The 26,375-nt window shown below is 62.6% G+C and carries 23 protein-coding genes and 1 pseudogene; 20 read left to right on the top strand and 4 right to left on the bottom strand.

Translation table 11 applies throughout. The annotated features are described in order from the left end of the window. Nucleotides 1-139: 139 nt before the first annotated feature. The 6 genes from JHD64_RS02810 (at nt 140) to yedA (ending at nt 5,862) form a co-directional block, all read left to right on the top strand. Nucleotides 140-991, top strand: a complete 852-nt coding sequence (locus JHD64_RS02810) for a hypothetical protein (RefSeq protein WP_199052182.1) — start codon at nt 140-142, stop codon at nt 989-991. Nucleotides 992-1,069: 78 nt separating this feature from the next. After that, entirely contained in the window at nt 1,070-2,347 is a 1,278-nt protein-coding gene (purD, locus tag JHD64_RS02805; protein ID WP_199052181.1) for a phosphoribosylamine--glycine ligase, read from the top strand. Nucleotides 2,348-2,779: 432 nt separating this feature from the next. Next, nucleotides 2,780-3,508 carry an ABC transporter substrate-binding protein gene (locus tag JHD64_RS02800; protein WP_199052180.1) on the top strand — a complete coding sequence of 243 codons (729 nt, stop codon included), beginning with the start codon at nt 2,780-2,782 and terminating at the stop codon, nt 3,506-3,508. 81 nt (nt 3,509-3,589) lie between these two features. Further along, on the top strand, nt 3,590-4,177 hold the full coding sequence (locus JHD64_RS02795; RefSeq protein ID WP_233170303.1) for an L-threonylcarbamoyladenylate synthase: 588 nt from the start codon (nt 3,590-3,592) through the stop codon (nt 4,175-4,177). A 35-nt stretch (nt 4,178-4,212) separates the two neighbouring features. Then, nucleotides 4,213-4,872, top strand: coding sequence for a protein TolQ (tolQ, locus tag JHD64_RS02790; RefSeq protein WP_370540924.1), 660 nt, complete (start codon nt 4,213-4,215; stop codon nt 4,870-4,872). Between the two features lie 114 nt (nt 4,873-4,986). Then, nucleotides 4,987-5,862: a drug/metabolite exporter YedA gene (gene yedA / locus JHD64_RS02785; protein WP_059286460.1), complete on the top strand. Its 876-nt coding sequence runs from the start codon at nt 4,987-4,989 to the stop codon at nt 5,860-5,862. A 99-nt stretch (nt 5,863-5,961) separates the two neighbouring features. On the opposite strand, the gene JHD64_RS02780 is transcribed toward yedA, so the two are convergent. Further along, nucleotides 5,962-6,264, bottom strand: coding sequence for a hypothetical protein (locus JHD64_RS02780; RefSeq protein WP_199052179.1), 303 nt, complete (start codon nt 6,262-6,264; stop codon nt 5,962-5,964). 80 nt (nt 6,265-6,344) lie between these two features. Between JHD64_RS02780 and JHD64_RS02775 the strand changes: the two genes are divergently transcribed. From JHD64_RS02775 to gap, 6 genes are all read left to right on the top strand, one after another. Next, nucleotides 6,345-7,079 (top strand): GntR family transcriptional regulator, encoded by a 735-nt coding sequence (locus JHD64_RS02775; protein WP_059286461.1) that lies wholly within the window; start codon nt 6,345-6,347, stop codon nt 7,077-7,079. Continuing rightward, nucleotides 7,076-8,197 carry an N-acetylglucosamine-6-phosphate deacetylase gene (gene nagA / locus JHD64_RS02770; RefSeq protein WP_059286462.1) on the top strand — a complete coding sequence of 374 codons (1,122 nt, stop codon included), beginning with the start codon at nt 7,076-7,078 and terminating at the stop codon, nt 8,195-8,197. The genes JHD64_RS02775 and nagA overlap by 4 nt, the downstream gene beginning before the upstream one ends. Continuing rightward, nucleotides 8,178-9,200 (top strand): SIS domain-containing protein, encoded by a 1,023-nt coding sequence (locus JHD64_RS02765; protein ID WP_082693500.1) that lies wholly within the window; start codon nt 8,178-8,180, stop codon nt 9,198-9,200. The genes nagA and JHD64_RS02765 overlap by 20 nt, the downstream gene beginning before the upstream one ends. A 172-nt stretch (nt 9,201-9,372) precedes the next feature. After that, complete coding sequence (ptsP, locus tag JHD64_RS02760; RefSeq protein WP_199052178.1) at nt 9,373-11,874, top strand: phosphoenolpyruvate--protein phosphotransferase; 2,502 nt, start codon at nt 9,373-9,375, stop codon at nt 11,872-11,874. Between the two features lie 63 nt (nt 11,875-11,937). Continuing rightward, entirely contained in the window at nt 11,938-13,680 is a 1,743-nt protein-coding gene (gene nagE / locus JHD64_RS02755; RefSeq protein WP_199052177.1) for an N-acetylglucosamine-specific PTS transporter subunit IIBC, read from the top strand. A 175-nt stretch (nt 13,681-13,855) separates the two neighbouring features. After that, nucleotides 13,856-14,866 carry a type I glyceraldehyde-3-phosphate dehydrogenase gene (gap, locus tag JHD64_RS02750; protein ID WP_199052176.1) on the top strand — a complete coding sequence of 337 codons (1,011 nt, stop codon included), beginning with the start codon at nt 13,856-13,858 and terminating at the stop codon, nt 14,864-14,866. Between the two features lie 208 nt (nt 14,867-15,074). Here the strand turns inward: gap and JHD64_RS02745 are convergent, their stop codons facing one another. Next, nucleotides 15,075-15,518 carry an Lrp/AsnC family transcriptional regulator gene (locus JHD64_RS02745; RefSeq protein ID WP_059284682.1) on the bottom strand — a complete coding sequence of 148 codons (444 nt, stop codon included), beginning with the start codon at nt 15,516-15,518 and terminating at the stop codon, nt 15,075-15,077. Nucleotides 15,519-15,971: 453 nt separating this feature from the next. On the opposite strand from JHD64_RS02745, the gene phoB reads away from it, so the two are divergent. From phoB to tal, 4 genes are all read left to right on the top strand, one after another. Further along, entirely contained in the window at nt 15,972-16,661 is a 690-nt protein-coding gene (gene phoB, locus JHD64_RS02740; RefSeq protein ID WP_059284683.1) for a phosphate regulon transcriptional regulator PhoB, read from the top strand. A gap of 7 nt (nt 16,662-16,668) precedes the next feature. Continuing rightward, the gene (gene phoR / locus JHD64_RS02735; protein ID WP_059284684.1) at nt 16,669-17,988 is read left to right on the top strand and encodes a phosphate regulon sensor histidine kinase PhoR; all 1,320 of its coding nucleotides are present in this window, start codon (nt 16,669-16,671) and stop codon (nt 17,986-17,988) included. A 127-nt stretch (nt 17,989-18,115) separates the two neighbouring features. After that, the gene (locus tag JHD64_RS02730; protein WP_059284685.1) at nt 18,116-18,415 is read left to right on the top strand and encodes a Dabb family protein; all 300 of its coding nucleotides are present in this window, start codon (nt 18,116-18,118) and stop codon (nt 18,413-18,415) included. Nucleotides 18,416-18,508: 93 nt separating this feature from the next. Further along, a complete protein-coding gene (gene tal / locus JHD64_RS02725) occupies nt 18,509-19,570 on the top strand; it encodes a transaldolase (RefSeq protein ID WP_199052212.1) in 1,062 nt (353 codons plus the stop codon). Nucleotides 19,571-19,828: 258 nt separating this feature from the next. Here the strand turns inward: tal and JHD64_RS02720 are convergent, their stop codons facing one another. Beyond that, nucleotides 19,829-20,359 (bottom strand): hemerythrin domain-containing protein, encoded by a 531-nt coding sequence (locus JHD64_RS02720; protein WP_199052175.1) that lies wholly within the window; start codon nt 20,357-20,359, stop codon nt 19,829-19,831. 183 nt (nt 20,360-20,542) lie between these two features. On the opposite strand from JHD64_RS02720, the pseudogene JHD64_RS22440 reads away from it, so the two are divergent. After that, nucleotides 20,543-21,019 (top strand): annotated as a pseudogene (locus JHD64_RS22440) (GNAT family N-acetyltransferase); the annotation flags it as partial. 3 nt (nt 21,020-21,022) lie between these two features. Then, the gene (gene ampD, locus JHD64_RS21895) at nt 21,023-21,598 is read left to right on the top strand and encodes a 1,6-anhydro-N-acetylmuramyl-L-alanine amidase AmpD (protein ID WP_233170310.1); all 576 of its coding nucleotides are present in this window, start codon (nt 21,023-21,025) and stop codon (nt 21,596-21,598) included. A 246-nt stretch (nt 21,599-21,844) separates the two neighbouring features. Here the strand turns inward: ampD and kup are convergent, their stop codons facing one another. Beyond that, the gene (gene kup, locus JHD64_RS02710; protein ID WP_199052173.1) at nt 21,845-23,710 is read right to left on the bottom strand and encodes a low affinity potassium transporter Kup; all 1,866 of its coding nucleotides are present in this window, start codon (nt 23,708-23,710) and stop codon (nt 21,845-21,847) included. A gap of 298 nt (nt 23,711-24,008) precedes the next feature. Here kup and JHD64_RS02705 point away from each other — a divergent pair, with 298 nt between their 5' ends. Continuing rightward, nucleotides 24,009-25,715 carry a proline--tRNA ligase gene (locus tag JHD64_RS02705; RefSeq protein WP_059284689.1) on the top strand — a complete coding sequence of 569 codons (1,707 nt, stop codon included), beginning with the start codon at nt 24,009-24,011 and terminating at the stop codon, nt 25,713-25,715. Next, on the top strand, nt 25,715-26,353 hold the full coding sequence (locus JHD64_RS02700) for a lytic transglycosylase domain-containing protein (RefSeq protein ID WP_059284690.1): 639 nt from the start codon (nt 25,715-25,717) through the stop codon (nt 26,351-26,353). Before JHD64_RS02705 ends, JHD64_RS02700 begins: the two co-directional genes overlap by 1 nt. The last annotated feature ends 22 nt before the right edge of the window (nt 26,354-26,375 follow it).

The following is a 26,375-nucleotide window of genomic DNA, read 5'->3' as shown; positions in this document are numbered from 1 at the left end:
AACCCCTGTTGCGGTCTGGCGCCGCCTTGCCCCAGGGGCGCTACGCTCTTGTTAGCCGCGCTAGGCCGTACCCGTCTCCCCGCTGCTGTGGCGGCGGGGAGGGGGCTGCGATATTGTGCCAGCACCTGGCGGAGAAGCCGTGACCAAGACCAACAAGACCATGCTGCTGATTGTGCTGATGATCGGCCTGGCTGCCGGTGTCTACTGGCTGGAGCAGCCCGCGCCGGCTCCGCTTGCGCCGGTCGGCGCGGCCCATGCCCCGGACCTGAACCGGCTGGCCGAGCAGGCCGTGGCGGTCTATCGCAGCAACCAGGGCATGCAGGCCGGCCCCAAGCCGGGTCAATGGAAGCTGCAGGCGCAGGCCAGCAATAGTCCCGGACCGTTTGTCGGCGTGTTCGGCCCCTTGCAGCTGGCGCGTGATGGCCAGGGCCGCCAGCTGTTGCTGACCACCTTTGTGGCGGATACGGCGGATTCGGCCGGCGAGGGCATGGACAGCTTTGCCGCCTCCGGCATCAGCCGCCTGTTGTGCTTTGTCTTGCAAGATGGCCAGTTCGTGCTGCAAACCGAAAAACAGCTGGAAATGGGCAGCAACGGCATGGCCGCGGCCGCCCGGGTGGTGCAACTGGGGCCGCAGGAATGGGGCTGGGTCATGCAGAGCGCTTACATCCAGCAAGGCTACAGTGCCAGCAGCGTGGAGTTTTTCCATGCCGTGGCCAGCGACATCCGCAGCATGGGCCGCCTGACCGAACAGGCCGACAACAAGGGTGTGTGTGGTGATGCCGGCGGTGATGGCTGCCCGGCGCTGACCGATCTGCAGGTGCACTGGCAGTGGCTGCAACAAGCCGGCCAGCCGGTCGGTCGTTTCTTCCCGCTGGACATCCGCTGGCAGGGCCATGTCGATGGCAAGCCGGTCCGCGGCCAGCGCCAGTTGCTGCCGGATGCAAACAGTGGAAACTACCCGTTTCCCCCCGGCTTGAATGTACAATTCTGACCGTAGTCCCACCATGGCTGCGGCACAATGCCGGCGACGGCAACATGCCTGTCGCCCAACGATGAAGGATCTCGCAAGATGAAAGTGTTGGTAATCGGCTCTGGTGGCCGCGAACACGCACTGGCCTGGCGTATCGCCAAGTCCAGCCGCGTCTCCAAGGTGTTTGTGGCACCGGGCAATGCCGGCACCGCGCTCGACCCCAATCTCACCAATGTCCAGCTCACCAGCAATGAAGAACTGGTCGCCTTTGCCCGCAACGAGGACATCCAGCTGACCGTGGTCGGCCCGGAAGCCCCGCTGGCTGCCGGCGTGGTGGACGCCTTCCGCGCGGCCGGCCTGAAAATCTTCGGCCCCACCCAGTATTGCGCCCAGCTGGAAAGCTCCAAGGACTTTGCCAAGGCCTTCATGCAGCGCCATGGCATTCCCACGGCCGGTTACCAGACCTTTACCGATGCGGCTGAGGCCCATGCCTATGTCGACGGCAAGGGCGCGCCCATCGTGATCAAGGCCGATGGCCTGGCGGCGGGCAAGGGCGTGGTGGTGGCCATGACGCTGGACGAAGCGCATGCCGCCATCGACGACATGCTGGTGGGCAACAAGATGGGCAGCGCCGGGGCCCGCGTGGTGATCGAAGACTTCCTGCAGGGCGAGGAAGCCAGCTTCATCGTCATGGTGGATGGCGATCACGTGCTGCCGATGGCCACCAGCCAGGACCACAAGCGCCTGCTGGACAACGACCTGGGCCCCAATACCGGCGGCATGGGCGCATACAGCCCGGCTCCGGTGGTCACCCCGCAGGTGCATAACCGCGTGATGCGCGAAATCATCCTGCCGACGGTGCAGGGCATGAAAAAGGACGGTCACAGCTATAGCGGCTTCCTGTATGCCGGGCTGATGATAGACAAGGACGGCAACCCCTTCACCATCGAATTCAACTGCCGCTTTGGCGACCCGGAAACCCAGCCCATCATGGCGCGGCTGAAGTCCGACTTCACCGTGCTGCTGGAAGCCGGCGTCAACGGCAAGCTGGATCAGGTGGAAGCCGAATGGGACCGCCGCGTGGCGCTGGGCGTGGTACTGGCTGCCGCCGGCTACCCCGAAGCACCGCGCAAGGGCGATGTCATCAGCGGCCTGCCGGCCGAAACTGCCGACAGCATGGTGTTCCATGCCGGCACGGCGTTCAACGACAGCAAGCAGGTGGTGAGCAATGGCGGCCGCGTGCTGTGCGCGGTGGGCCTGGGTGACAGTGTCAAGATGGCACAGGCCAAGGCTTATGGTGTGGCCGATGCCATCCATTTCGATGGTTGCCAGCTGCGTCGTGATATTGGCAGCAAGGCCATCAACCGGCCCAAATAAGCGCAAGCCATCCGCAGCAGGCAGTGAGTGAACGGCATCCGCAAGGCTGCCGTTTTTTTGCGTCTTTTTTATGTGCCACGGCCTTCTCTTGACAGGATATTCACCCGCCCGGCGCTATATTTTTTTCATCCGTACCGCCGGTCTTGTGGAGAGAAAAATGTCCTGTCAGCACCATGCAAGCGCCATCCCCCCGGAGCCCGACAGTCGGGGCCATGCCCTGCTGCGTTTCATGCGCCACGAGCGCCGCTGCTGGCGGCGCGTCGGTTACTGGCTGGCCCGCTTCAACAGTGAAGTCCCGGCCATGCGCTGCTGCGCCTGGCATGCGCAGCCGGCAAAGGTCGGATCGCAGCAAGCCGCCGCCGTCTCCCTTCTGGCAACAGGCAGGACCCGTGACTAGACTGGAAGGGTCGAGCACTTGCCGGAGCCGCTGCCATGCCCATCCGCCTTTATCTGGCCAGCCTGCTGCTGTTGTGCAGCCAGCTGGGCCAGGCCGCTGCTGCGCTCAAGCTGCTGACCGAGGATTACCCGCCCTTCAATATGGTGGGGCAGGGTGGCCACATCAGCGGTTTGTCCACCGAGATCGTGCAAGAGCTGTTCCACCGCGCGGGCGTCAGTTACGGTATCAGCTTGCTGCCGTGGATACGCGCCTTCAATCTGACCGTGCTGGAGGCCAATACCTGTCTTTACTCCACCACCCGGACCGACAGCCGCGAACATCAGTTCAAATGGATAGGCCCGCTGGTGGAAAACCCCTGGGTGCTGTACGCCCGTGCCGACAACCGGCATGCCATTCTGGCCTTGGAAGATGCCCGGCCTTTCAAGATCGGTGGTTATGCCGGCGATGCCACCTCGCAATTCCTGATCGACCGCGGTTTTGATGTCGATCTGGCCAATACCGACCAGCTCAATGTCAAAAAGCTGCTGGCCGGGCGCATCGACTTCTGGGCCACCGGCAAATACCTGGGGGCATCCTTGCTGGCCAGGGAAAATGCCAGCCATGTGCGGCCGGTGCTCACCTTCAACACCACCTTGCTCTATCTGGCCTGCAATCCGGCCATGCCGGACAGCCAGGTACAGCAGCTGAATGAATTGCTGCGTGGCATGCAGCGCGACGGCACGCTGGCGCGCATCAATGCCAAATATCTTAACCAGAAAGACTGACACCACCGCAGATCGCGGTTTCGCCGCGGGGGGCGCTGCCGCTACAATGGCAGCTTCTGTTTTTCCGTGGTTTGCTAGCCGATGTCCCACCTGCCATTGCTGTCGTCCCGTCGCCGCCTGCCCAAGGCCGGCCTGATGCAGCAGGCACGCGCGCGCTTGCGAGCGGGCGGCGTGATTGCCTATTCCACCGAGTCCTGTTTTGGTCTGGGCTGCCTGCCCGGGGATGTGCGCGCCATCCGGCGCGTGCTGGCGGTGAAGGCCAGGCCAAACCACAAGGGGCTGATCGTCATCGCCGCCGATGTCAGCCAGATCCGCCATCTGGTCAAGCCGCTTTCCGCGGCGCAATGGGCGGAACTTGCCGGCTACTGGCCCGGTCCTTATACCTTTTTGCTGCCGGCCTCGCACAAGGTGCCACCTGCGCTGCGTGGCCGCCATGAGCAGATTGCCGTGCGCATTACCGCCCACGGCGAGGCGGCGGCCTTGTGCCGGGCACTGGGTACGGCGCTGGTGTCGACCTCGGCCAACCGTGCCGGGCAACGTGCGTTAAAGACAGCAAGGGCCTGTCGTCAGGCTTTTGGCCCTACGGTACTGACCCTGCCAGGCCGTATCGGCAAGCGCAGAAAACCTTCCACCATCATCGATTTCGCCAGCGGCCGCGTCTTGCGCTAGGCCGCACTTTTTGACAAGGAAACATCGTGCAGCAGATTTCCATTTTCAGCCTGGTGATGAACGCCAGCCTGGTGGTGCAGCTGGTCATGGCCGGCCTGGCCGTGGTGTCCGTGCTGTCCTGGGCACTCATCTTCAACAAGATTGCCGTGCTGCGCGCAGCGCGCCGCCACAGTGACGAGTTCGAGCGCAATTTCTGGAGCGGGGCCGACCTGAACCGGCTGTACGAAGATGCCAACCGGCGCAATGACAGCGTGGGCATGGAACGCATCTTCCAGTCCGGCTTTGCCGAATTCCTCAAGCTGCGCGGCCGCAGCAGCGCCGAGCTGTCGGACATCATGGATGGCTCGCGCCGTGCCATGCGCGCTGCCGCCCAGCGCGAGCTGGATGCGCTGGACAGCCATACTTCCTTTCTGGCGACGGTGGGGTCGGTCAGCCCCTATGTCGGCCTGTTCGGCACGGTGTGGGGCATCATGCATGCCTTTATCGGGCTGGGTAATGCCGGCCAGGCCAGCTTGTCCACCGTGGCGCCGGGTATTGCCGAGGCGCTGGTGGCCACGGCCATCGGCCTGTTTGCCGCCATTCCGGCCGTGGTGGCCTATAACCGCTTTGCCACCGATGTCGACCGGCTGGCCACCCGCTTCGACACTTATATGGAAGAGTTTTCCAACATCCTGCAACGGCTGGCCACCCGCTAGACCACGGCGTGCCGGGCGGGATTGTTCTGCCAGCAGAACAGATCTTTTCCCGGCAGGGCTTGAGTTTTCCGCATGCGGAAGGCATGGTAGGCGGCCAGTATCGCCGAGTCCGCCATGTCTTCCCGCCACGCTTCGCTGTCCATGCTGACCCTGTCAGCCTTCTTCGCCCTGTATGTGATCTGGGGCTCCACCTATTTCTTCATCCGCATCGGCATCGAATCCTGGCCACCCTTCATGATGGCTGGCTTGCGTTTCCTGTTTGCCGGCAGCGTGATGCTGGCCTTTCTGCTGCTGCGTGGCCATCGTCTGCCCAGCCGGCAGGAGCTGCGCGGGGCCGCCATTCTGGGGGTGTTGATGCCCGCCATCGGCAATGGCTTTGTCACCCTGGCAGAAAAACAGGTGTCCTCCGGAGTGGCGGCGCTGGTGGTGGCCACCGTGCCCCTGTTTACCGTGCTGTTTGGCCGCTTCTGTTTCGGCCTGCGCGCCACGCGGCGCGAGTGGGCGGGCATCGCGCTGGGCATGCTGGGCATGCTGGTGCTGAATCTGGGTTCCAATCTGCGCGCCAGCCCGCTGGGGGCATTCTGGCTGCTGTTTGCTTCGGCTGGCTGGGCACTGGGTTCGGCCTGGAGCCGGGTCATCGTGCAGCCCAAGGGGCCGATGGGCAGTGCCTGGATGATGATTTTTGGCGGCCTCGCCTTGCTGCTGGGCAGTGCCGCGGTGGGCGAGCGGCTGGCTGCGCCACCGTCCTGGCAGGGCTGGGCAGCCATTGCCTATCTGTCGATCTTTGGCTCCATGCTGGCCTATAGCGCTTATCTGCATCTGCTGAAGACGGTATCGCCGGCAGCGGCCACCAGCTATGCCTACGTCAACCCCATCATTGCGGTGATGCTGGGGGTAGTGCTGCTGGGCGAACATGTCGGCCAGCAGGAAATCATCGCCATGGTCATCATCCTGTCCGGGGTCATTCTCATCAGCTGGCGCAAGCGCTGATCCCCCCTTGCGGCGCTGGACGGCCGCTGTACTCCCCCTGCCAAGGGCCCTGCATGCGCAGCGGCCCTTTTTCATGTGCGCGATTGCGCGCTCATCCCTTCATACCAGTTGTTGTGGTTTTCTGACCACGCTGGCACCGCCATGCCACCACGGCCCTGTGCTGGACAAGACCATGTCCGGCCTGTCGGCCCGGGCCGCAGGCTCTGCACGGTTTAGCTCGTTATTTATTACCAATTCAATACCAATTACCGCTGATATTTGATATGGCAGCTTGCCAGCCCTGTGGGAAAAGCCCACGGCGCTGGCGGCAGCTACTACCTGTCGTCCTGCCTTTGCCCAGCTGTTTACCGGGAGTTTGAGAAAATTGGTATTGACGTGGTATTTAAGTGGTATTAACTTCATCAGCAATCCAGCCGCTAGGCGCAGCCGGCGATGAATGCGATATTGAGCCTGTTATCGTCAAGACCACATGCAGACCGCTTATGGAAAATCGCTGGAGCGCACTTAAACCGGAAGGGGAGTCCACCACCCCGTTGTATTTGCAACTGGCCAGAAAGCTGGCCGATGCCATCAATGCCGGCTGGTGGCAGGCCGATGAGGCCCTGCCATCGGAGCGGACCTTTTCGGAAGAACTGGGCATTTCGCGGGTGACCGCCCGCAAAGCCATGGATGTATTGCTGGAACAGGGATTGATTCGCCGCCGTCACGGCTCGGGCACTTTCATCACGCCCCGGCTGGAACAACCCTTGTCGCGCCTGACCGGCTTTACCGAGCAGTTGCGGCAGCGCGGTTTCGAGCCCTCGTCGGTATGGCTGGAGCGGGGCATTCATCCGCCCAGCAATGACGAGGTGATCAAGCTGGGGCTGTCGCCCACCTCGCAGGTGGCACGGCTGAAGCGCCAGCGGCTGGCGGACGGCGTGGTGATGGCGATAGAGATGACCACATTGCCAGTGGCTTATCTGCCAGAGCCGCATAAAGTGGGCAACTCGCTGTATGCCTACCTGGATGCTGCCGGCCACTCGGTGGTGCGTGCCTTGCAGCACATCCGCGCGGTGAATGCCTCGCCGGAGATCGCGGCGCTGGCCGGCATCCGCCAGGGCGAGGCCATGCTGCTGATTACCCGCATCGGCTTCAATGCCGACAATCTGGCGATAGAGCTGACTGACACCTATTGCCGTAACGACTACTACGACTTTGTCGCTGAACTGAGACGATGACGACACGACATGTACTGCAGGGCCGCATCCTGAGCAGCACGGGCTGGCTGGACGGCACGATCACCCTGGGCCCGGATGGCCGCATCGCCGCCATCGATGGCCGGCTGGCCTCCGGCCACGCAGTGGAGCGTTACATCCTGCCCGGCTTTATCGACCTGCATGTACATGGCGGCGGCGGGGTAGACATCATGGAAGGCGGCCAGGCGGCCGCAGCGGTAGCCCGGCTGCATGCGCGGCATGGCACCACCGCCATGCTGGCCACCACCATGACCGCCCCCATGGAAGAGATAGAAAACGTGCTGGCCGCGCTTGGTCCTTGCTGTCGCCAGCGCAGCCCCGGCATGGCACGGCTGCTGGGCGTGCATCTGGAAGGCCCCTACATCAATCCCGGCAAGCTGGGCGCGCAGCCGGACGATGCCTGTCGCGCCGTGCTGTCGCAAATCGAAAAGCTGGGCCGCCTGGCCCCGATTGCCCTGCTGACGCTGGCGCCGGAAATCCCCGGCCACATGGAGATCATCCGCGCCTTGAGCGATGCCGGCATCCGGGTGCAGATCGGCCACACCCTGGGCAGTTATGAAGATGGCGTGCAAGCGCTGCAGCAGGGCGCTGCCGGCTTTACCCATTTGTTCAATGCCATGAGCGGCCTGCATCACCGCGAGCCGGGCATGGTGGGGGCGGCACTGGCTCATGCCGACTATGCCGAGCTGATTCCGGACCTGCTGCATGTGCATCCCGGCGCCATCCGCACCGCCTTGCGCGCCATTCCGCGCCTGTACTGCGTGACTGATTCCACCGCCGCTGCCGGCATGCCGGACGGCGAATACAAGCTGGGCTCACATACCGTGCACAAATGCCTGGGTGGGGTGCGGCTGGCCGACGGCACCCTGGCGGGCAGCACGCTGACCATGGATCAGGCCTTGCGCAATCTGCTGTCCATCGGCCTGCCGCTGGCCGAGGCCTCGCACCGGCTGTCGCTGTATCCGGCCGATTATCTGGGCCATGCCGACCGCGGCCGGCTGCAGGCGGGAGCCTGGGCCGATGTGCTGGTGCTGGATGAAGCCATGAATTTGCTGGATGTCTATCTGGAAGGGGAACACCTTGTCGTCTCTGATGTATGAAGAAGCCCTGTCTGCGGCGGATGCCGTGGCCGCCCAACACATGTATGCCGATGAAGGCCTGGCCGTGCTGGGGCGCGAGTTGGCCACCACTCCGCCCACGCTGGCGCTGACGGTGGCACGCGGCAGCTCCGACCATGCCGCCAGCTATTTTGCCTATCTGGCCATGCAGCGCCTGGGTGTGCCGGTGGTGTCCCTGCCCATGTCGCTGGTGACCTTGCACCACGCGCCGCTGGCGGTGAAGGGACAACTGGCGGTGGCCCTGTCGCAATCCGGCCAAAGCCCGGACCTGATCGACACCATGAGCCGCCTAGCCGCTGCCGGAGCGCGCACGGTGGCCCTGGTCAACAAGCATGAGTCGCCGTTGGCGGCTGCCTGTGAGTGGTCGCTGCCCTTGTGCGCCGGCGAGGAAAAGAGCGTGGCCGCCACCAAGAGCTATATCGCCTCGCTCTCTGCCGTGGCCCGGCTGGTGGCGCACTGGCAGGGTGACAGCGCCTTGCTGCGGGCACTGGATCAACTGCCCGGCCAGTTGCAACAAGCCTGCCGCCAGGACTGGAGCGCAGCCATCCCGGTGCTGGCCACCGCCGAACGCATCATGGTGGTGGGGCGTGGCCTTGGCTTTGCCGTGGCGCTGGAAGCGGCGCTCAAGTTCAAGGAAACCTGCGCCATCCAGGCCGAAGCCTTCTCCGGCGCGGAAATCAAGCACGGCCCGATGGCGCTGATTGACGAAGGTTACCCCTTGCTGGTGTTTGCGCCGCGCGGACCGGAGCAACAGGGTCTGATCGAGTTGGCCGCCGAGATGCGTGGCCGTGGTGCGCGGGTGCTGCTGGCCGCACCGGCCGATGAGCCCAGCCGCGACCTGACTCTCAGCGTGGCGGATGACGAGGCGCTGGACCCCTTGCTGGCCATCCAGAGCTTCTACCTGATGGCCGCACAATTGTCCGAGGCGCGTGGCCTCAATCCCGATACCCCGCGTCATCTGTCCAAGGTAACGCGCACGCATTGAAGCCTGCTCCAGACATGGCTGCCAGCCGGCAGCCAGTGACAGAACAGACACGGTTTGGCGCCGTGCCCGGCCCGGCTTGCGCCTGTTGTTGGTGCAGCCGACCCGGCGCGGCCTGAACGCCAGGAGTCCTCCCCGCGGGACGGCACCTCCTGGCTTAGACAGGAGGATGTCGATGAACCCTTCGCTGCAACTCATGGCCCCTTTCAGCGGGCCGCTGCTGCCCTTGCCGCAAGTGCCCGATCCGGTGTTCGCCGGCCTGATGATGGGCGATGGCCTGGCCATCGAACCCCTGTCTTCCACCCTGCTTGCTCCCTGTGATGGCGTGATCAGCCAGCTGGCGCGCACCCACCATGCCCTGACGCTGACCGCCGCCAATGGTGCGGAAATCCTGCTGCATGTCGGCATCGACACCGTGCAGCTGGCTGGAGCCGGATTCACCGCGCTGGTGGCGCAGGGCGACCGCGTGCGGCAGGGGCAGCCCTTGATCGAGGTCGATCTGGATGCCGTGGCACGCCGGGCCGCCTCGCTGATCAGCATGCTGGTGATTGCCAATGGTGAACACTACCAGCTGGCCGAACGCGCCAGCGGGCTGGCGCAGGCCGGGCAAACACCGCTGCTGCGCCTGCATGCCTTGCCAGCTGCCAGCAGCAGCCCTGCCAGCACGCCGGCAGGCGAAAGCCGCGGGCATGCCACGGTACGACATGCCGGTGGCCTGCATGCCCGCCCGGCCGCACTGGTACAGAATGCGGCACGGCCGTTTGCCGCCCAGGTGCAGGTGGCGTTCAAGGGGCAGCGCGCCAACGCCAAAAGCATGGTGGCGCTGATGACGCTGGGTGTCGCCGAACAGGACGATGTCGAGGTGCTGGCACAGGGCAGCGATGCCCCCGCCGCCGCCGCCGCCGTCATTGCCGCGCTGCAGACCCGCAGCCAGGGCGGGCATGCCCCGGCATCGCCGGTGGCGCAACCGGCAGCGGTGGCGGCGGGCCTGCTGAGTGGCGTGTGCGCCGCACCGGGGCTGGCCATCGCCCCGGTACTCAGACTCGACATGAGTGAACCGGAGCCACTGCAATGGGCGGAGGATGCGCAGCGGGAAACACACTTGCTGCAGCAGGCCCTGCAACAGCTGCGTGGCCGGCTGAGCCAGTCGGTCAACGATGCCCAGCGACGTGGCGCCCTCACGCAAAGCGAAATCTTTTCCGCTCATCTGGCCCTGCTGGATGACCCCGAGCTATTGCAGGCCAGCCAGCAGGGCATCGCCAGCGGTCACAGCGCCGGCTTTGCCTTTCGCCAGGCCATCAGTACCCAGTGCCAGTTGCTGGCGGCGCTGGGTAATCCGCTGCTGGCCGAGCGCATTGCCGACCTGCGCGATCTGCAGCGCCAGTTGTTGCAGATCCTGCTGGGCGAGGAAAAGCAGGCGCTACAGTTGAGCGCCCCGGTCATCCTGGTGTCGGAAGACCTGGCCCCGTCCCAGCTGGCCAGCCTGCCGCAGGACAAGGTGGCCGGCATGCTGACCGCCGCCGGCGGTGCCACGGCACATGTGGCCATTCTGGCGCGGGCACTGGGCATTCCGGCCCTGGTGGCCTGCGGGCCTGCCGCCTTGCAATTGCACAGCGGGCAACAGGTCTTGCTGGATGCCAGCCAGGGCTGCTGCCATCCCGCTCCGGATGAGCGCACCCTGAGCGAGGCGGCCACGCGCATCGCCGCGCTGGCCCAGCGACGACAGCACATGCAGGCCTGCGCCAATGCCGCAGCCGTCACGCTGGACGGCGTCAGCATCGAGGTGGCCGTCAATATTGCCAATGCCGATGAAGCCCGCGACGGCCTGCGCCATGGTGCGGACAGCGTGGGCCTGACCCGCACCGAATTCCTGTTTATCGACAGGCAGCAGGCACCGGATGCCGCCGAGCAGCAACAGGCTTATCAGGCGGTGCTGGATGCCATGCCGGAACGTCCCGTCATCATCCGCACCCTGGATGTGGGGGGCGACAAGGAACTGCCCTATCTGCAGCTGCCGGCCGAGGAAAATCCGGCGTTGGGCTTGCGTGGCATCCGCAGCGGCTTTGCCGACCCGGCCCTGCTCGACCTGCAGCTGAATGCCCTGTTGTCGGTACAGCCGCAGTCACGGCTGCGCATCCTGCTGCCGATGATCAGCGAAGTGGACGAACTGTTGCGGGTACGACAGCGGCTGGAGCTGCTGGCCGGCCAACTGGGCTTGAGCGAGCGTCCGCAGCTCGGGGTGATGATCGAAGTGCCTGCCGCCGCCCTGCTGGCCGACCAGCTGGCCCGCCATGCCGACTTCCTCTCCATCGGCACCAATGACCTGACCCAGTACACCCTGGCCATGGACCGCTGCAATGCCACGCTGGCATCACGGATGGATGCCCTGCACCCGGCGCTGCTGCGGCTGATCGCCATGACGGTGGCGGGCGCACGCCAGCATGGCAAGTGGGTGGGCGTATGCGGTGCGCTGGCCTCCGATCCGGTCGCAGTGCCGGTACTGGTCGGACTGGGGGTGAGCGAGCTGTCGGTCAGCCCCGGTCTGGTGCCGGAGATCAAGAGCCGCATCCGCGGGCTGGACTATGCCGAATGCCAGCGCGAAGCAAGCGCCATGCAGCGGCTGACGGCTGCCAGCGAAGTACGTCAACGCGCACAACACTGTTGGCCGGCTGCCTGAGCCGGCTTGCGGACAAAACAGGATGGCCGTCAGGCCATCCGATAAACCCAAGGAGGAGTAGAGGTGAGTACACAAAACAAGTTTGCCGGCATCCAGCAGCTGGGCCGTGCCCTGATGCTGCCGATTGCCGTGTTGCCGGTGGCCGGCCTGCTGTTGCGGCTGGGCCAGCCCGATCTGTTGGACATCAAGGTGATGGCGCAGGCTGGTGATGCCATTTTCGGCAATCTGGCGCTGATTTTTGCCATCGGCGTGGCCGTGGGCTTTGCCCGCGACAATAATGGCGCCGCCGGTCTGGCCGGGGCCATCGGCTATATGGTGCTGACCGCGGTGCTGAAAGTGATGCCCGACACGCTGCTGGGCTACGATGCCTTCAAGTCGCTGGTGCATCTCGATCCCGCGGGCAAGCCTTTCGCCATCAACATGGGGGTGCTGGCCGGCATTCTGGCCGGCCTGGTGGCCGGTGTGCTGTACAACCGCTACAAGGACATCAAGCTGCCCACCTATCTGGCCTTCTTCGGTGGCCGGCGTTTCGTGCCGATTGCCACCGGCTTTGCCATGCTGCTGCTGGGCGTGGTGTTGGGCCTGGCCTGGCCGCCGGTGCAGAACGGCATCGACGCGCTGGGCAAGTGGCTGATCGGGGTGGGGGAGATTGGCCTGTTTATCTACGGTGTGCTCAATCGCCTGCTCATTGTCACCGGCCTGCATCACATCCTCAACACCATCGTGTGGTTCCAGGTGGGTGATTACACCGATGCGGCCGGCAAGCTGGTTCATGGCGACCTCACCCGCTTCTTTGCGGGCGACAGGAGCGCCGGCATGTTCATGAGCGGCTTTTTCCCGGTGATGATGTTCGGCCTGCCCGCGGCCTGCCTGGCCATGTATCGTGCCGCCAAGCCGGAAAACAAGGCCGCGGTCGGCGGCGTGCTGTTCTCGATGGCGCTGACGGCTTTTCTGACCGGGGTGACCGAACCGGTCGAATTCGCCTTCATGTTCCTCGCGCCGGTGCTGTATGCCATTCATGCCGTGCTGACCGGTGTTGCCATGGCGCTGATGTATGCACTGGGCGTGCACCTGGGCTTTGGCTTCTCCGCCGGCCTGTTCGACTACCTGCTCAATTTCGGCATTGCCCAGAAACCGCTGCTGCTGCTGCCGGTGGGCCTGCTGTATTTCGTCATCTATTACGGCCTGTTCAGCTTCTTTATCCGCAAATTCAATCTGCAGACCATGGGGCGGGAAGATGCGCCGCAAGTCGCCGTGCAAGTGCTTGCGGGATCGGCGCGCGCACATGGCTTCATCCTGGCGCTGGGTGGGGCGGCCAACCTGAAAGCGGTGGATGCCTGCACCACCCGTCTGCGCCTGCAGGTGGCGGATAACGCCAAGGTGGACGAGGCTGCGCTCAAGGCCCTGGGCTCGCGTGGGCTGATCAAGCCGGCGGCTGGGAGTGTGCAGGTCGTGCTGGGGCCGGAGGCCGATCTGATCTCTGATGAAATCCGCACGGCCCTGCAGCAGGGTGTTGCGGTGACGGATAACGCAGCCCCGGCGGCGGTGGTGAGCAGCGTCAAGGCCGTGGCCAGCAGTGGCCAGCGTAACGACTGGCTGCTGGCCCTGGGCGGAGCAGCTAATGTAAAACATGTGGAGGCCGTGGCCGGCAGCCGTCTGCGGGTGGAAGTGGCCGATGCCAGCCTGGTGGATGAACAGGCCCTGCACGCCCTGGGCGCGCGTGGCGTGACCACATTTTCCGGCAATCTGCTACATGTGGTATTGGCAGAAGACCCTGCTCCTTTTGCCAGTTTGTTACAGGCCTGAGCACAGCCGGGCACTACAGGGCGGCGGGCCTTGCCTGACAAGGATTTCACCGCTTTGTTGGTAGCCTGCACACTACTTTTGTAGTCACTTGCTTACAGAGCAAAAGGAGCAGAAATTGAATGGCGCAGGGCACGCTTAGATGACCTTGCGCCATTATCATTTTGGAGGATGCATCATGACGTTGAAAGTTGCCATTAATGGTTACGGCCGTATCGGCCGCATGGTGGTCCGCGCCTGGCAGGAGCGCTTTGCTGACCGCGATATCGAGATCGTGGCCATCAATGACCTGGGCAAGCCGGAACTGCACGAACACCTCACCCGCTTTGACAGCGTGCATGGCCCCTTCGGTGGCACCATCGCACTGGAAGGCGATGCCCTGGTGGTGAACGGCAAGCCGATCAAGCTGCTGTCCATCCGCAACCCGGCCGAGCTGCCGTGGAAGGAACTGGGCGTGGACGTGGTACTGGAATGTACCGGCATCTTCACCAAACGCCACAAGGCCGCCCTGCATCTGGAAGCCGGTGCCAAACGCGTGCTGATTTCCGCTCCGGCCAACGATGCCGATGCCACCGTGGTGTTCGGTGTCAACGACGATGTGCTCACCAGCGCCATGACCGTGGTCTCCAACGCTTCCTGCACCACCAACTGTCTGGCTCCGCTGGTACAGCCGCTGATCGATACCATCGGTATCGAACGTGGCCTGATGACCACCATCCATGCCTACACCAACGACCAGGTGCTGCTGGATACCGATCACTCCGACCTGCGCCGTGCCCGTTCTGCCGCCGTGTCGATGATCCCGACCAAGACCGGTGCCGCCGCTGCCGTCGGCCTGGTGCTGCCCAAGCTCAAGGGCAAGCTGGATGGCTTTGCCGTCCGCGTTCCGGTCAGCAATGTCTCGCTGGTCGACCTGACCTTCACCTCCTCGCGCGATACCACGGTGGAAGAGGTCAACGAGCTGATCACCGCCGCTGCCAAGGGCCGTCTGGCTGGCGTGCTGGCCGTCAACACCCTGCCGCTGGTTTCGCGTGACTTCCTGCACCACCCGGCTTCCAGCGTGTTTGATTCCACGCTGACCCGCGTCATCGCTGGCCGCGAAGTCAAGGTACTGTCCTGGTACGACAACGAGTGGGGCTTTGCCAACCGCATGCTGGACACCTCGCTGGCCTGGGTGGCTGCCAAGTAATCCGTTTCTCCCTGGCGGCGTCAGAACCGCCAGGGGGAAACCGGTGCAGTAAACCCGGCAGGCATTGGTCAGAAGATGCCTGCCTGGGTGCTTCGTTCGTAGATGTGCTTCTATATGGTCTCTCCCAAGAGTTTGGCCGAAGAATCGTCGATTCTTCGGCCATTTTTTTGCCTGGGATGCACCGTGTCGGCCGTGTCGGCCGCGGCTTTCAGTCGTCCTGCAGCAGTTGCGGCATGCGCGGTGCAACCGGCATGTCGATGATGATGGAGGTCTTGGTATCGCCAAACTGCATCAACTGGGCAATCAGTGCCTGCAGGCTGGGCATGGTGTCGACTGCCACTTTCATCATCAGGCCGCTGGTGCCGGTGATGGAGGCGCACTCCAGTACCTGCGGCATATTGCGGATTCTTTCCAGCACCACGTAGTACTCCAGATGTTTCACCGTCAGCTCGATCATGCAGAAAATGGGCAGACCAACCTTGGCCGGATCGATCTGGGCATGGTAGCCGGTGATGACGCCTTGTGCTTCCAGCTTGGCCACCCGGTCGGCAATGGCCGGTGCCGACAGGTTCACCCGGCGCGCCAGTTCGGCAAAGCTGATACGGGCATTTTCATGCAGGGCAGCCAGAATTTTTTTGTCGAATTTATCCATACTACGAATCGAAAGTTTCATGGCTTAAAAAAGCCATTTTACAAGGCATTAATGCGAAAAATCCCATATTTTCACATTAAATTATTGCTGCCAGCTCCGTACAATGCCTGCCGTATCAGAGCTGTTTCGGCACTGTCCCGCCGGGATGGCTCTTGTCCGGATTCGTTGCTGATGGGTTTATTTGCATGTAACCCGTTTGAAACTGTCCTGGTGATCTCTTTGTCCCTGGTCTCAAGTCAGACAAACAAATTTTTGACGAAGGCCATTCCGGGTCTGCCTTGTGGCAGGCCCGTTTTTTTTGCCTGTTTTCCGGGCCAGGCATGGCAAGATGACAGCCTTGCCCCCTGTGCTGGCGCGTGCGGTAAAAGTTTCGGCAACTATTTAAGAAATGTCATATTTCTGTAATCGCTGGTTTTTATCCTTGCCATAATCAAACCGGGACTGGACCGATACATGGCTGCCAATATTTTGCTTGTTGAAGACGAACCGGCGATTCAGGAACTGATCGCCTTTAACCTCACCCAGGCGGGGCATCACGTCTTGCGCGCCAGCACGGCCGAAGCTGCCCTGACCCTGGTGCGCAATGCACTGCCCGACCTGGTGTTGCTGGACTGGATGCTGCCGGGTGCTTCCGGGGTGGATATCGCCAAGCGCCTGCGTTCGGACGAACGCACCAAGCACATCCCCATCATCATGCTGACTGCCCGCTCCGACGAGCAGGACAAGATTACCGGGCTGGAGTCCGGTGCGGATGACTACATCACCAAACCCTTTTCGCCGCGCGAGCTGCTGGCCCGCATCAAGGCCGTATTGCGTCGCCGCGCGCCGCAGATGACCGATGATGCGGTCGAGGTGCAGGGCTTGCGGCTGGACCCGATCACCCATCGCGTCAGTGGCAATGGCGGCACCATCGATCTGGGGCCGACCGAATTCCGCCTGCTGCATTTCTTCATGACGCACCCGGAGCGTGTACACTCGCGTTCCCAGCTGCTGGATCAGGTGTGGGGCGATCATGTCTTCGTGGAGGAGCGTACGGTCGACGTGCATATCCGCCGTCTGCGCAGTTCGCTGGAAACCACTGGCCATGATGCCCTGATTCAGACCGTTCGCGGCACAGGTTACCGTTTCTCCACCCAGCAGTGAGGCAGTCTTGCGAGAATTCCTGCAGCGTACCCTGGTTTGGCTGATTGTCATCCTCTTCATCGGCCTGGGCTTCTGGGCCTTCAGCGGCCCGATTGAAGGCCTGATCGCTGCCTGTCTCAGCCTGCTGGCCTGGCTGGGATTTCATCTCTATCACATTGCCCTGTTGCTGCGCTGGCTTGACCACCCCACGGCCGAACGGGTGCCGGATGGTTTCGGTGCCTGGCATACGGTGTTCATGACCTTGTACCGCACCATGCGTACCCAGATGCAGAGCAAGCGCAAGCTGACCAATGTGCTGGAGCGCTTCATCAATGCCGGCGAGGCCATGCCGGATGGGGTGGTGGTGCTGGACGAGCATGACCGTATCGAGTGGATCAACCCGATGGCGATGGAGCATCTGAACCTGGACCGCAAGCAGGATGTGGGTAACCAGATTCTCAATCTCATTCGCCAGCCCAGCTTTCATGCCTACATGAAAAACGCCAGCTTCAGTCAGCCGCTGGTGTTGCAGTTTACCCAGCCGCGCGAGCTGGTGATCTCGGTGCAGCTGGTGCCCTTCGATTCCACGCGCAAATTGCTGCTCAGCCGCGACATCACTTCGCTGGAGCGGGTGCAGACCGTGCATCGCGATTTTGTCGCCAATGTTTCGCATGAACTGCGTACGCCGCTGACGGTGGTGGGCGGTTTTCTCGAGACGCTGTCCGACATGGAAGAAGTGGATCAGGCCACGCTCAGCCACTTTCTGCCGATGATGATGGAGCAGTCGCGGCGCATGCAAAGCCTGGTGGAAGATCTGCTGACCCTGTCGCGGCTGGAAAACAGCCCCAAGGCCGCGGTGGCGGAAAAGGTCAACATGCAGCTGATGCTGGATACCCTGATGGTGGAGGCCGAAGGCCTGTCGCAGGGCCGGCACCAGATCCGGCTGGAAAGGGATTGCAGCCAGTGGTTGTGGGGCAGTGCGCAGGAGCTGCATTCGGCGTTTGGCAACCTGGTATCCAATGCCGTGCGTTACACCCCGGAAGGCGGCGCCATCACCCTGTCGTGGAAGGCCGAAGGCGAACGCCTGCGTTTTTCCGTCAAGGACAGCGGCATTGGCATTCCGCGCGAGCATATCCCGCGGCTGACCGAGCGCTTTTACCGGGTGGATCGTGGCCGTTCGCGTGGTAATGGCGGCACCGGCCTTGGCCTGGCCATCGTCAAGCATGTGATTGCCCGCCACAACGCCAGGCTGGATATCAAGAGCGAACCGGACAAGGGCAGTACCTTCAGCGTGATTTTCCAGCGCGAGCGTTCCGCCGAACCGGAAAACGGCTCCCACAGCGCCTGATTGGCGCCATGGCTGGCCAGCAGGCTGCGCCGGCCACGGTCGGCCGGCTGGGCTGCTGGTCTGGCCAACCCTCGCCAGCCCGCCTCATGGCAGGTAGGATGGCAGCTTCCACCGCCAAGGAGCTGGCATGCTGCATCATGTGGTGTTGTTGCGTTTTACCGCGGCGTCCACGCCGTCCGACATTGCCGAAATCAGCCGGCGTTTTGCCGCCTTGCCTGCGCTGATCGCCGGCATCCAGTCCTTTGCCGGCGGGCCGGATTGCAGCCCGGAAGGCTTGCAGCAGGGTTTCACCCACGGCTGGCTGTTAAGCTTTGCCGACGCGGCCGCCCGTGATGCTTATCTGCACCACCCGGCCCACCTGGATTTCGTTTCTTTCCTCAAACCATTTGTTGATGACGTTTTAGTCAGTGATTTCCATGCAAGTTAACGGAAAATCGCTGCGTTTGGGGCTTGGCCTGCCTGCGCTGGCGCGCTAGGATATTCCTCCATAATGCAAACTACCCTGTTCCCGGACCACACCATGAATCGTCTGCAATCCATTCGTCAGTTCGGCCAGCGTATCTGGCTGGATAATCTGTCCCGTGAACTGCTGGCTTCCGGCCAACTGGCCACCTTGCTGCAAGAAGACGGCATTGCCGGCGTGACTTCCAATCCGGCCATTTTCTACAAGGCCATCAGCAGCGATGCCAGTTACCAGGGTGATCTGGCACAGCTGAAAAGCAATGCCGCGCTCAGCGCAGAGCAGCGCTACGAGGCACTGGTGGTGCCGGACATCCAGGCCGCATGCGACCTGTTGCTGGAGCAGTACCGCAGCAGCCAGGGCAATGATGGCTATGTCAGCCTGGAAGTGTCCCCGGCCCTGTCGCACGACGAAGCCGGCACGCTGGCTGCGGCACGCCGCTTGTGGTCCGAGATCGGCCGTCCCAACGCCATGATCAAGATCCCGGCCACGCCGGCCGGCATCCGCGCCTTCCAGATGCTCACGGCCGAGGGCATCAATGTCAATATCACCCTGTTGTTCAGCCTGCCGCAGGTGGAAGCGGTATGGGATGCCTATATCGACGGCCTGAGCGCACGCCACGCCGCCGGCAAGCCGGTGTCCGGCATCAAGGCCGTGGCCAGCTTCTTCCTGTCGCGGGTGGACAGCCTGCTGGACCCGCAACTGCCGGCTGCGCTGCAAGGCAAGACCGCCATTGCCCTGTCCAAGGTGGCTTACGCCCGCTATCAGCAGCGTTTCCATGGCAGCGAGTTTGCTGCGCTCAAGGCCGCCGGTGCCTGGCCGCAATTCCTGCTGTGGGCGTCCACCGGCACCAAGAACGCCGCTTACTCCGATGTGCTGTACGTGGAAAGCCTGATTGGCGATGAAACCGTCAATACCGTGCCGGATGGCACGCTGGCGGCCTTCCGTGATCACGGCGTGGCTGCGCTGACCTTGCCGCAGGATGCGCAGCAGGCCCAGATCACCCTGCTGGAGGTGGCTGAGGCCGATATCGACCTGGTGGCGGTGGGCGACAAGCTGCAGCAGGACGGGCTCAAGCTGTTTGAAGATGCATTCGCTGCATTGTTGCAACTAACGGCCTAAGACTGGCGGCAGCCGCTAACGCTAAAAGGATGCCGGACGGCATCCTTTTAGGCTCTGACAGAGTGATTTGGCAGGATTCTACTGGACCCGGCAAAGCCGGGCCTTCCAGTTGACTTATGGACTCCGCAGCCTTTCCATCTACTTCCAATCCCCCCGCCCTTGCCCCGCAAGGGAGCCCCGCTTTCCTTCCAGAAAGCGCGAAGGCGTTTTGAAAGGATGCCTGACGGCATCCTTTTTTGCTTTAGGACCGGCGGGTGTTCAGCAGGCTTGCTGACGGCGCTGGGCCATGTGCTGGCCGGCCACGCGCAACTCGTCGGCATTCAGGGTGGCGGCTGCGGTCGGAATCAGCCAAGCCTCTTCCGAGGCGGCGTGCTCGCGATACTGGCGCACGAATTCGGCCACGGCATTTTCGCTGATGCTGTCGATTTCGCCATTGCGCAGGGCACGCAGATCATCGCGAATGGCATTCCAGCAGGAATGCAGATAGCCGTGCTCGGCCTCCAGCTGTTCGATGCGCGGGGCTGCCGTGGGGACGCGCTCCAGCAGGATGGGGAACAGTTCTTCTTCCTCGTCGATATGGTGGGCGGGGCCGGCGACGTCAAAATAGCGGATCACGCCATCGATGGTGTTCTTTACCGCCTCATTCACGCCATGTTCGGCGATATAGCCCGGCAGCTTGTCCAGCTGGTCGCAGAAGCGGCGGATCTTGTCATGGCAGGCCAGCAGCATGTCCAGGGGTTGTTCGAAGCTGGCGCTGCCGGTGTTGCCGATATCATTCAGGGTAAGCATGGTGGGAAGCCTCAAGCTGGGTGAATGGATCGAGTGTGCCGTGCTGCATTGCAAAAAACCATGATTCTGCTCAAATGCGCGGCACTCGGTTCGCAGCGGCCGGCGCTGCTGGCACAATAGGACATTGTGCGCCCTGCCAGGGTGGCTTGCCCAGCGCAATGCGCGGGCGGGGGCAGGGTGGCGATGTGGCGGCGGCAAAGACCGGCGAGAAAGGCAGCAATGGACATTCCGTTTGAAATCAGGCCAATACGGCTGGACGACCCGCAACTGGCAGCCGCGGCGCTGCGTATCCAGCTGTTGGCGCATCAGGTGGAGTGCGCGTGGCTGGATTATCCCCAGCTGCCGCTGATGTGGCCTGATCTGGCTGCCGTGATGGCCTGCCGCGACCGTGTGCTGGGCGCCTTTGAGGGCAATGTGCTGCGTGGTGTGCTGGTGGCAAGCCAGCGCCAGCAGGGCGGCTGGCATATCGAGCGCACGGTGGTGGACCCGGCCTGCTTTGGCGATGGCTGGGGTTACCGCTTGCTCAACCATCTGCTGGCGGATGCCGACGAAGTCAGCGTGGATACCGCCGAGGTCAATGCCGCGGCGGTGGCGCTGTATCACAAGGCGGGTTTTGTGCTGGAACAGCGCTGGAAGGTGCCGGATGGCCTGGTGCTGTGGCGCATGGTCTATCAGGCCGGCCGTGTGCAGCCGGTGCTGCATCTGGATGCCAATGGCTGGGTGCGCGAAGCGCGACAGATTCCTTCACCCAATTGTGATGCCCGCGAGGGCGGGGCGGCCGAATTGCTGGTCATTCACAATATCAGCCTGCCGCCCTATCGCTATGGCGGGCAGGCCGTGTCGCAGCTGTTCACCAATACGCTGGACCCGGCGGAAGATCCTTTCTTTGCCAGCATTCAGCACTTGCGCGTCTCCGCGCATTTCTTTATCCGCCGCAGCGGACAGCTGTTGCAGTTTGTTTCCGTGCATCAGCGTGCCTGGCATGCCGGCGTGTCCAGCTGGCGCGGGCGCGAGCGTTGCAATGACTTTTCGGTAGGGATAGAGCTGGAGGGCTGCGATTTCGAGCCCTTTGCCGATGCGCAGTACCAGATGTTGCTGGCACTATTGCGCGAATTGCGCAGCCAGCTGCCCTTGCGTGGCATGACCGGGCATGAGGATATTGCCCCGGGGCGTAAAACCGATCCCGGTCCTTACTTCGACTGGGCCAGGGTGCGAAGGGAAATCGACCTGCCGGCGTAGTGGCGTCACTACATAGTAAAATTTCAGCCGTTTTGCCTCATGTGGCCGACAGTTTTGCGTCGGCCATTTTTGTGCTCAGCGCGATGCCGGCGGCCGGTGACTGCCACCATTCAAGTGGCAAGTGCTTGTATTGAATGGGATTTTATTGTGCCTGCTGGTGCTTTGTAATCGATTACATTGCATGAATATGGCATGGCAAATAAAAAAGGCAGGCTGAAAAGCCTGCCTTTTGATGTAGTTGCTTGACTACAGTTCGACTTGCGCGCCCAGTTCCACGACGCGGTTGGTCGGAATCTGGAAAAAGTCGGTGGCGCGCAGCGCATTCTTGCTCATCCACACAAACAGCCGTTCGCGCCAGCGTGCCATGCCCGGACGCTCGGTGGAGATGATGGTTTCGCGCGACAGGAAGAAGGAGGTATCCATCAGCTCGAAAGCCAGGCCATCGGCTTCACACAATTCCAGCACATTGAGCACGCTCGGGTCTTCCTTGAAGCCGTAGCGGGCCACCACGCGCCAGAACGAGGGCGACAGCTGCACCACTTCCAGCCGCGATTCATCGTTGATGTAAGGCACATCCTCGGTGCGGATGGTCATCAGCACGATACGGTCATGCAGCACCTTGTTGTGCTTCAGATTATGCAGGAGCGCATGCGGTACGCCATGCAGGGTGCTGGTGAGGAAGACCGCCGTGCCCTGCACACGGGTGGGCGGGAAGGCTTCCAGGTTTTCGATAAAGCTGTCCAGCGGCAAGGCCTGTTCGCGCAGGCGGTCAAACAGCAGTTTGCGGCCCTGTTTCCAGGTGGTCATCAGCAGGAAGATCACCATGCCCAGCACCAGCGGCAGCCAGCCGCCGGAGAACAGCTTGAGCAGGTTGGCGCTGAAGAAGGCGGCGTCGATGATGCCGAAGATAATGGTCACGCCCAGCGCCAGCGGCAGCGGCCAGCGCCAGTTGACCCGTGCCACCACGAAGAACAGCAGGGTGGTGATCAGCATGGTGCCGGTCACGGCAATGCCGTAGGCAGAAGCGAGGCTATCCGACGTCTGGAAGGTCAGCACGACTACCAGCACGGCAATCAGCAAGGCCCAGTTGACGAAGGGCAGGTAGATCTGGCCGATTTCCTTTTCCGAAGTATGGGAAATCTCCATGCGCGGGCTATAGCCCAGCTGGATGGCCTGGCGGGTGAGCGAGTAGGCACCGGAAATCACCGCCTGCGAGGCAATCACCGTGGCCAGGGTGGCCAGGATGATCAGTGGCAGCAGCGCCCATTGCGGGGCCAGCATGAAAAAGGGATTCTCAATGGCCTTGGGGTTCAGCATCAGCAAGGCACCCTGGCCGAAATAATTCAGCACCAGTGCCGGCAGCACCAGGCCATACCAGGCGCGGCGGATCGGTGTTTTGCCAAAGTGGCCCATGTCGGCATACAGCGCCTCGGCCCCGGTCAGTGCCAGTACCACCGAACCCAGGGTCAGATACGCACCAACACCGTGCTGGTAGATGAAGCGAACGGCATGCAGGGGGTTGATGGCGGCCAATACCGCAGGCGCTTGCAGGATTTGCAGCAGGCCCAGCACGCCGATCGTGCAGAACCAGAAGGTCATGACCGGTCCGAACAACATGCCGACACTGGCCGTACCAAAGCGCTGCAGGATAAACAGGAAAACCAGCACCACGATGGCCAGGGGCAGGATGTACGGACCCATGCTGGGACTGAGCACTTTCAGGCCCTCGGCCGCTGACAGGACGGAAATGGCCGGGGTGATGATGGCATCGCCATAAAACAGCGAGGCACCAAACAGGCCCAGCAGCACCACCTTCCAGCGTGCCGAATGGGTGATGTAATGCCTGGCCAGCGCCATCAGCGCCATGATGCCGCCTTCGCCGTGGTTATCGGCACGCAGGACAAAGGCCACATATTTGATGGAAACCACAAAAATCAGCGACCAGAAAATCAGGGAAAGAATCCCCAGGATGTTATCCGGTGTGGTAGCCATGTTGTGGCTGGTGAAACATTGTTGCAAGGTATACAGCGGGCTGGTGCCGATATCCCCGTACACCACGCCCAGCGCAGCCAGCGTCAGGCCGGTCATGGCTTGTTTATTGTGAGCCTGCATGATTTGTGTGCGTTCTTTGTGTAGTTAAGCATGCAATGCCATCCGCTTTCCGTGTTTGTTGCGGCGCAAGAAAATCGAATGGCCTGTGAGCGCGAAGGTTACTACTGAGTCGGGGCAGCGCCAAGCTAATGCTGTGTTCCTGCCAGTTTTACCTTGGGCCATGTAGGGGGAAAACGACAAAGCGCCGCGGATTTTCGCCTGCTACCCTGCCAGCATGGGGCTGTGGACGGGATGCTTTCCCGCCAAGGCCGCAAAACGCTACAATCATCCCCATTTAGCCGAATACCAAGGACGCATCATGCGCGCATCGCAGTTTTTCATTTCCACCCTGAAAGAAGCCCCCGCCGACGCCGACATCACCAGCCAGAAGCTGATGATTCGTGCCGGTTTCATTCGCAAGCTGGCCGCCGGCATTTACTCCTGGATGCCGATGGGCCTGCGCGTGGTGCGCAAGGTGGAAAACATCGTGCGCGAAGAAATGAACCGTGCCGGAGCCATCGAAGTGTCGCTGCCGGTGGTGCAGCCGGCTGGCCTGTGGCAGGAATCCGGCCGCTGGGACACCATGGGCGAGGAAATGCTGCGCTTCAAGGACCGTCACGAGCGTGACTTTGCCCTGCAGCCGACCGCCGAAGAAGTGATTACCGACATCGCCCGCAGCGAGCTGCGCAGCTATCGCGCCTTGCCGAAAAACTTCTACCAGATCCAGACCAAGTTCCGCGACGAACGCCGTCCGCGTTTTGGCGTGATGCGTGGACGCGAATTCACCATGAAGGATGCCTACTCCTTCGACCGCAGCGCTGAAGCGGCGGGTGCCAGCTACGAAAACATGTACAACACCTATTGCCGCATCTTCGACCGCCTGGGCCTGACCTACCGTGCCGTGGCGGCCGATACCGGTGCCATCGGCGGCGACCGCTCGCACGAATTCCAGGTGATTGCCGATACCGGCGAAGATGCCATCATCTACTGCCCGGACTCCGACTACGCCGCCAATATCGAGTTGGCCGAAGCAGTGGCCCCGGCCGGCGAACGCCCTGCCGCCACTGCCGCGCTCACCAAAGTACACACCCCCAAGGTCAAGACCATTGCTGACCTGGTGGCATTCCTGAACATCGACATCAAGAGCACGGTCAAGGCGCTGGTGGTGGAAGGCGCCGAAGGCGAGGCGGTACTGTTGCTGGTGCGCGGCGACCACGAACTGAACGAAGTGAAGGCTGAGAAAATCGCCGGCATCAAGAAACCGCTGACCATGGCCAGCCCGGCACTGATCCGCGAAGCCTTTGGTGCCAATCCGGGTTCGCTTGGTCCGGTGGGCTTCAAGGGGCGCATGATTGCTGACCGTACCGTGGCCAAGATGGCCGACTTTGTCATCGGTGCCAACGAAGACGACCAGCACTACACTGGCGCCAACTTCGGCCGCGACTGCGCCGAGCCGGAAGTGGCCGACATCCGCAATGTGGTGGCCGGTGACCCCAGCCCGGACGGCAAGGGCGTGCTGGCCATCCAGCGCGGCATCGAAGTGGGCCATGTGTTCTATCTGGGTACCAAGTACTCCGCCGCCATGAACGCCACCTTCCTCGACGAAGACGGCAAACCGAAACCGTTTGAAATGGGCTGCTACGGCATTGGTGTCACCCGTATCCTGGGTGCCGCCATCGAGCAGAACCACGACGACAAGGGCATCATCTGGCCGGACAGCCTGGCCCCGTTCAATGTGGTGATCTGCCCGGTGGGCTACGACCGCTCGGCCGAAGTGAAAGCCGCCGCCGACAGCCTGTATGAGGCCCTGCTGGCCAAGGGCGTGGATGTGATCATCGACGACCGTGGCGAGCGTCCGGGCGCCATGTTTGCCGACTGGGAGCTGATCGGTGCACCGCACCGCGTCACCATCGGCGACCGTGGTCTGAAAGAAGGCAAGGTCGAGTACCAGCAGCGCCGTGATGCCACGGCAACGCCGGTTGCGGCAGATGCTATTCTGGAACATCTGCTCGCCAAGCTCGCCTGATGAAAATCCTCCTGACGCTGTGTGCCCTCACCACCATGCTAGCCTTGCCGCCGGCGTGGGCGGGTGCGCAGCGCGAGGAGGCGCTGGCCGCCAATGTGGCCTCGGCCATGAGCCGCACCATTGCCGATGTCAATGCGCCACGGCTGGTATTCGATACGCCGCAGGAAGGCCAGGCCTGGCTGGCCGAGATGTCGCGCCGGCTGCAAAAGCGCATTCCGGATGCCTGGATGCGCGAGCGGCTGCTCACCGCCATCCAGTACGAAGCCACCCGCGCCGGGCTGGACCCGCAGCTGGTGCTGGGGCTGATCCAGGTGGAAAGCGGCTTTAACAAATACGCCATCTCACCGGTCGGTGCCCGTGGCCTGATGCAGGTGATGCCTTTCTGGGTGCGCCAGATCGGCAATCCGCAGCACAATCTGTTCGAACTCACGCTCAATCTGCGCTATGGCTGCACCATCCTGCGCCATTATCTGGACATGGAGCGTGGCAATCTCTATCGCGCCCTGGGACGCTACAACGGCAGCCTGGGCCGGCCGGAATATCCCAATCTGGTGATTGGCGCCTGGAAGAAACAATGGTCCTGGACTGCGCCAGTACCAGTCAAAGTGGCTGGCAGTAACCTGCCTTTAGGCCAGTAGACTTTGCACGCAAATAGCGTGC

The sequence above is a fragment of the Aquitalea sp. ASV15 genome, assembly GCF_016429115.1.
Taxonomy (GTDB): Bacteria; Pseudomonadota; Gammaproteobacteria; order Burkholderiales; family Chromobacteriaceae; genus Aquitalea; species Aquitalea magnusonii.
Note: the sequence above shows the minus strand (reverse complement) of the source record. Positions and strands in the feature narration are given on the sequence as shown.

What these genes read in the sequence shown, in the direction of transcription:
- purD (WP_199052181.1), top strand. Translation starts at nt 1,070, where the DNA reads ATGAAAGTGTTGGTAATCGGCTCTGGTGGCCGCGAACACGCACTGGCC.
- JHD64_RS02800 (WP_199052180.1), top strand. Translation starts at nt 2,780, where the DNA reads ATGCCCATCCGCCTTTATCTGGCCAGCCTGCTGCTGTTGTGCAGCCAG.
- JHD64_RS02795 (WP_233170303.1), top strand. Translation starts at nt 3,590, where the DNA reads ATGTCCCACCTGCCATTGCTGTCGTCCCGTCGCCGCCTGCCCAAGGCC.
- yedA (WP_059286460.1), top strand. Translation starts at nt 4,987, where the DNA reads ATGTCTTCCCGCCACGCTTCGCTGTCCATGCTGACCCTGTCAGCCTTC.
- JHD64_RS02780 (WP_199052179.1), bottom strand. Translation starts at nt 6,264, where the DNA reads ATGAAGTTAATACCACTTAAATACCACGTCAATACCAATTTTCTCAAA.
- JHD64_RS02775 (WP_059286461.1), top strand. Translation starts at nt 6,345, where the DNA reads ATGGAAAATCGCTGGAGCGCACTTAAACCGGAAGGGGAGTCCACCACC.
- nagA (WP_059286462.1), top strand. Translation starts at nt 7,076, where the DNA reads ATGACGACACGACATGTACTGCAGGGCCGCATCCTGAGCAGCACGGGC.
- ptsP (WP_199052178.1), top strand. Translation starts at nt 9,373, where the DNA reads ATGAACCCTTCGCTGCAACTCATGGCCCCTTTCAGCGGGCCGCTGCTG.
- gap (WP_199052176.1), top strand. Translation starts at nt 13,856, where the DNA reads ATGACGTTGAAAGTTGCCATTAATGGTTACGGCCGTATCGGCCGCATG.
- JHD64_RS02745 (WP_059284682.1), bottom strand. Translation starts at nt 15,518, where the DNA reads ATGGATAAATTCGACAAAAAAATTCTGGCTGCCCTGCATGAAAATGCC.
- phoB (WP_059284683.1), top strand. Translation starts at nt 15,972, where the DNA reads ATGGCTGCCAATATTTTGCTTGTTGAAGACGAACCGGCGATTCAGGAA.
- JHD64_RS02730 (WP_059284685.1), top strand. Translation starts at nt 18,116, where the DNA reads ATGCTGCATCATGTGGTGTTGTTGCGTTTTACCGCGGCGTCCACGCCG.
- tal (WP_199052212.1), top strand. Translation starts at nt 18,509, where the DNA reads ATGAATCGTCTGCAATCCATTCGTCAGTTCGGCCAGCGTATCTGGCTG.
- JHD64_RS02720 (WP_199052175.1), bottom strand. Translation starts at nt 20,359, where the DNA reads ATGCTTACCCTGAATGATATCGGCAACACCGGCAGCGCCAGCTTCGAA.
- ampD (WP_233170310.1), top strand. Translation starts at nt 21,023, where the DNA reads ATGGTCTATCAGGCCGGCCGTGTGCAGCCGGTGCTGCATCTGGATGCC.
- kup (WP_199052173.1), bottom strand. Translation starts at nt 23,710, where the DNA reads ATGCAGGCTCACAATAAACAAGCCATGACCGGCCTGACGCTGGCTGCG.
- JHD64_RS02705 (WP_059284689.1), top strand. Translation starts at nt 24,009, where the DNA reads ATGCGCGCATCGCAGTTTTTCATTTCCACCCTGAAAGAAGCCCCCGCC.
- JHD64_RS02700 (WP_059284690.1), top strand. Translation starts at nt 25,715, where the DNA reads ATGAAAATCCTCCTGACGCTGTGTGCCCTCACCACCATGCTAGCCTTG.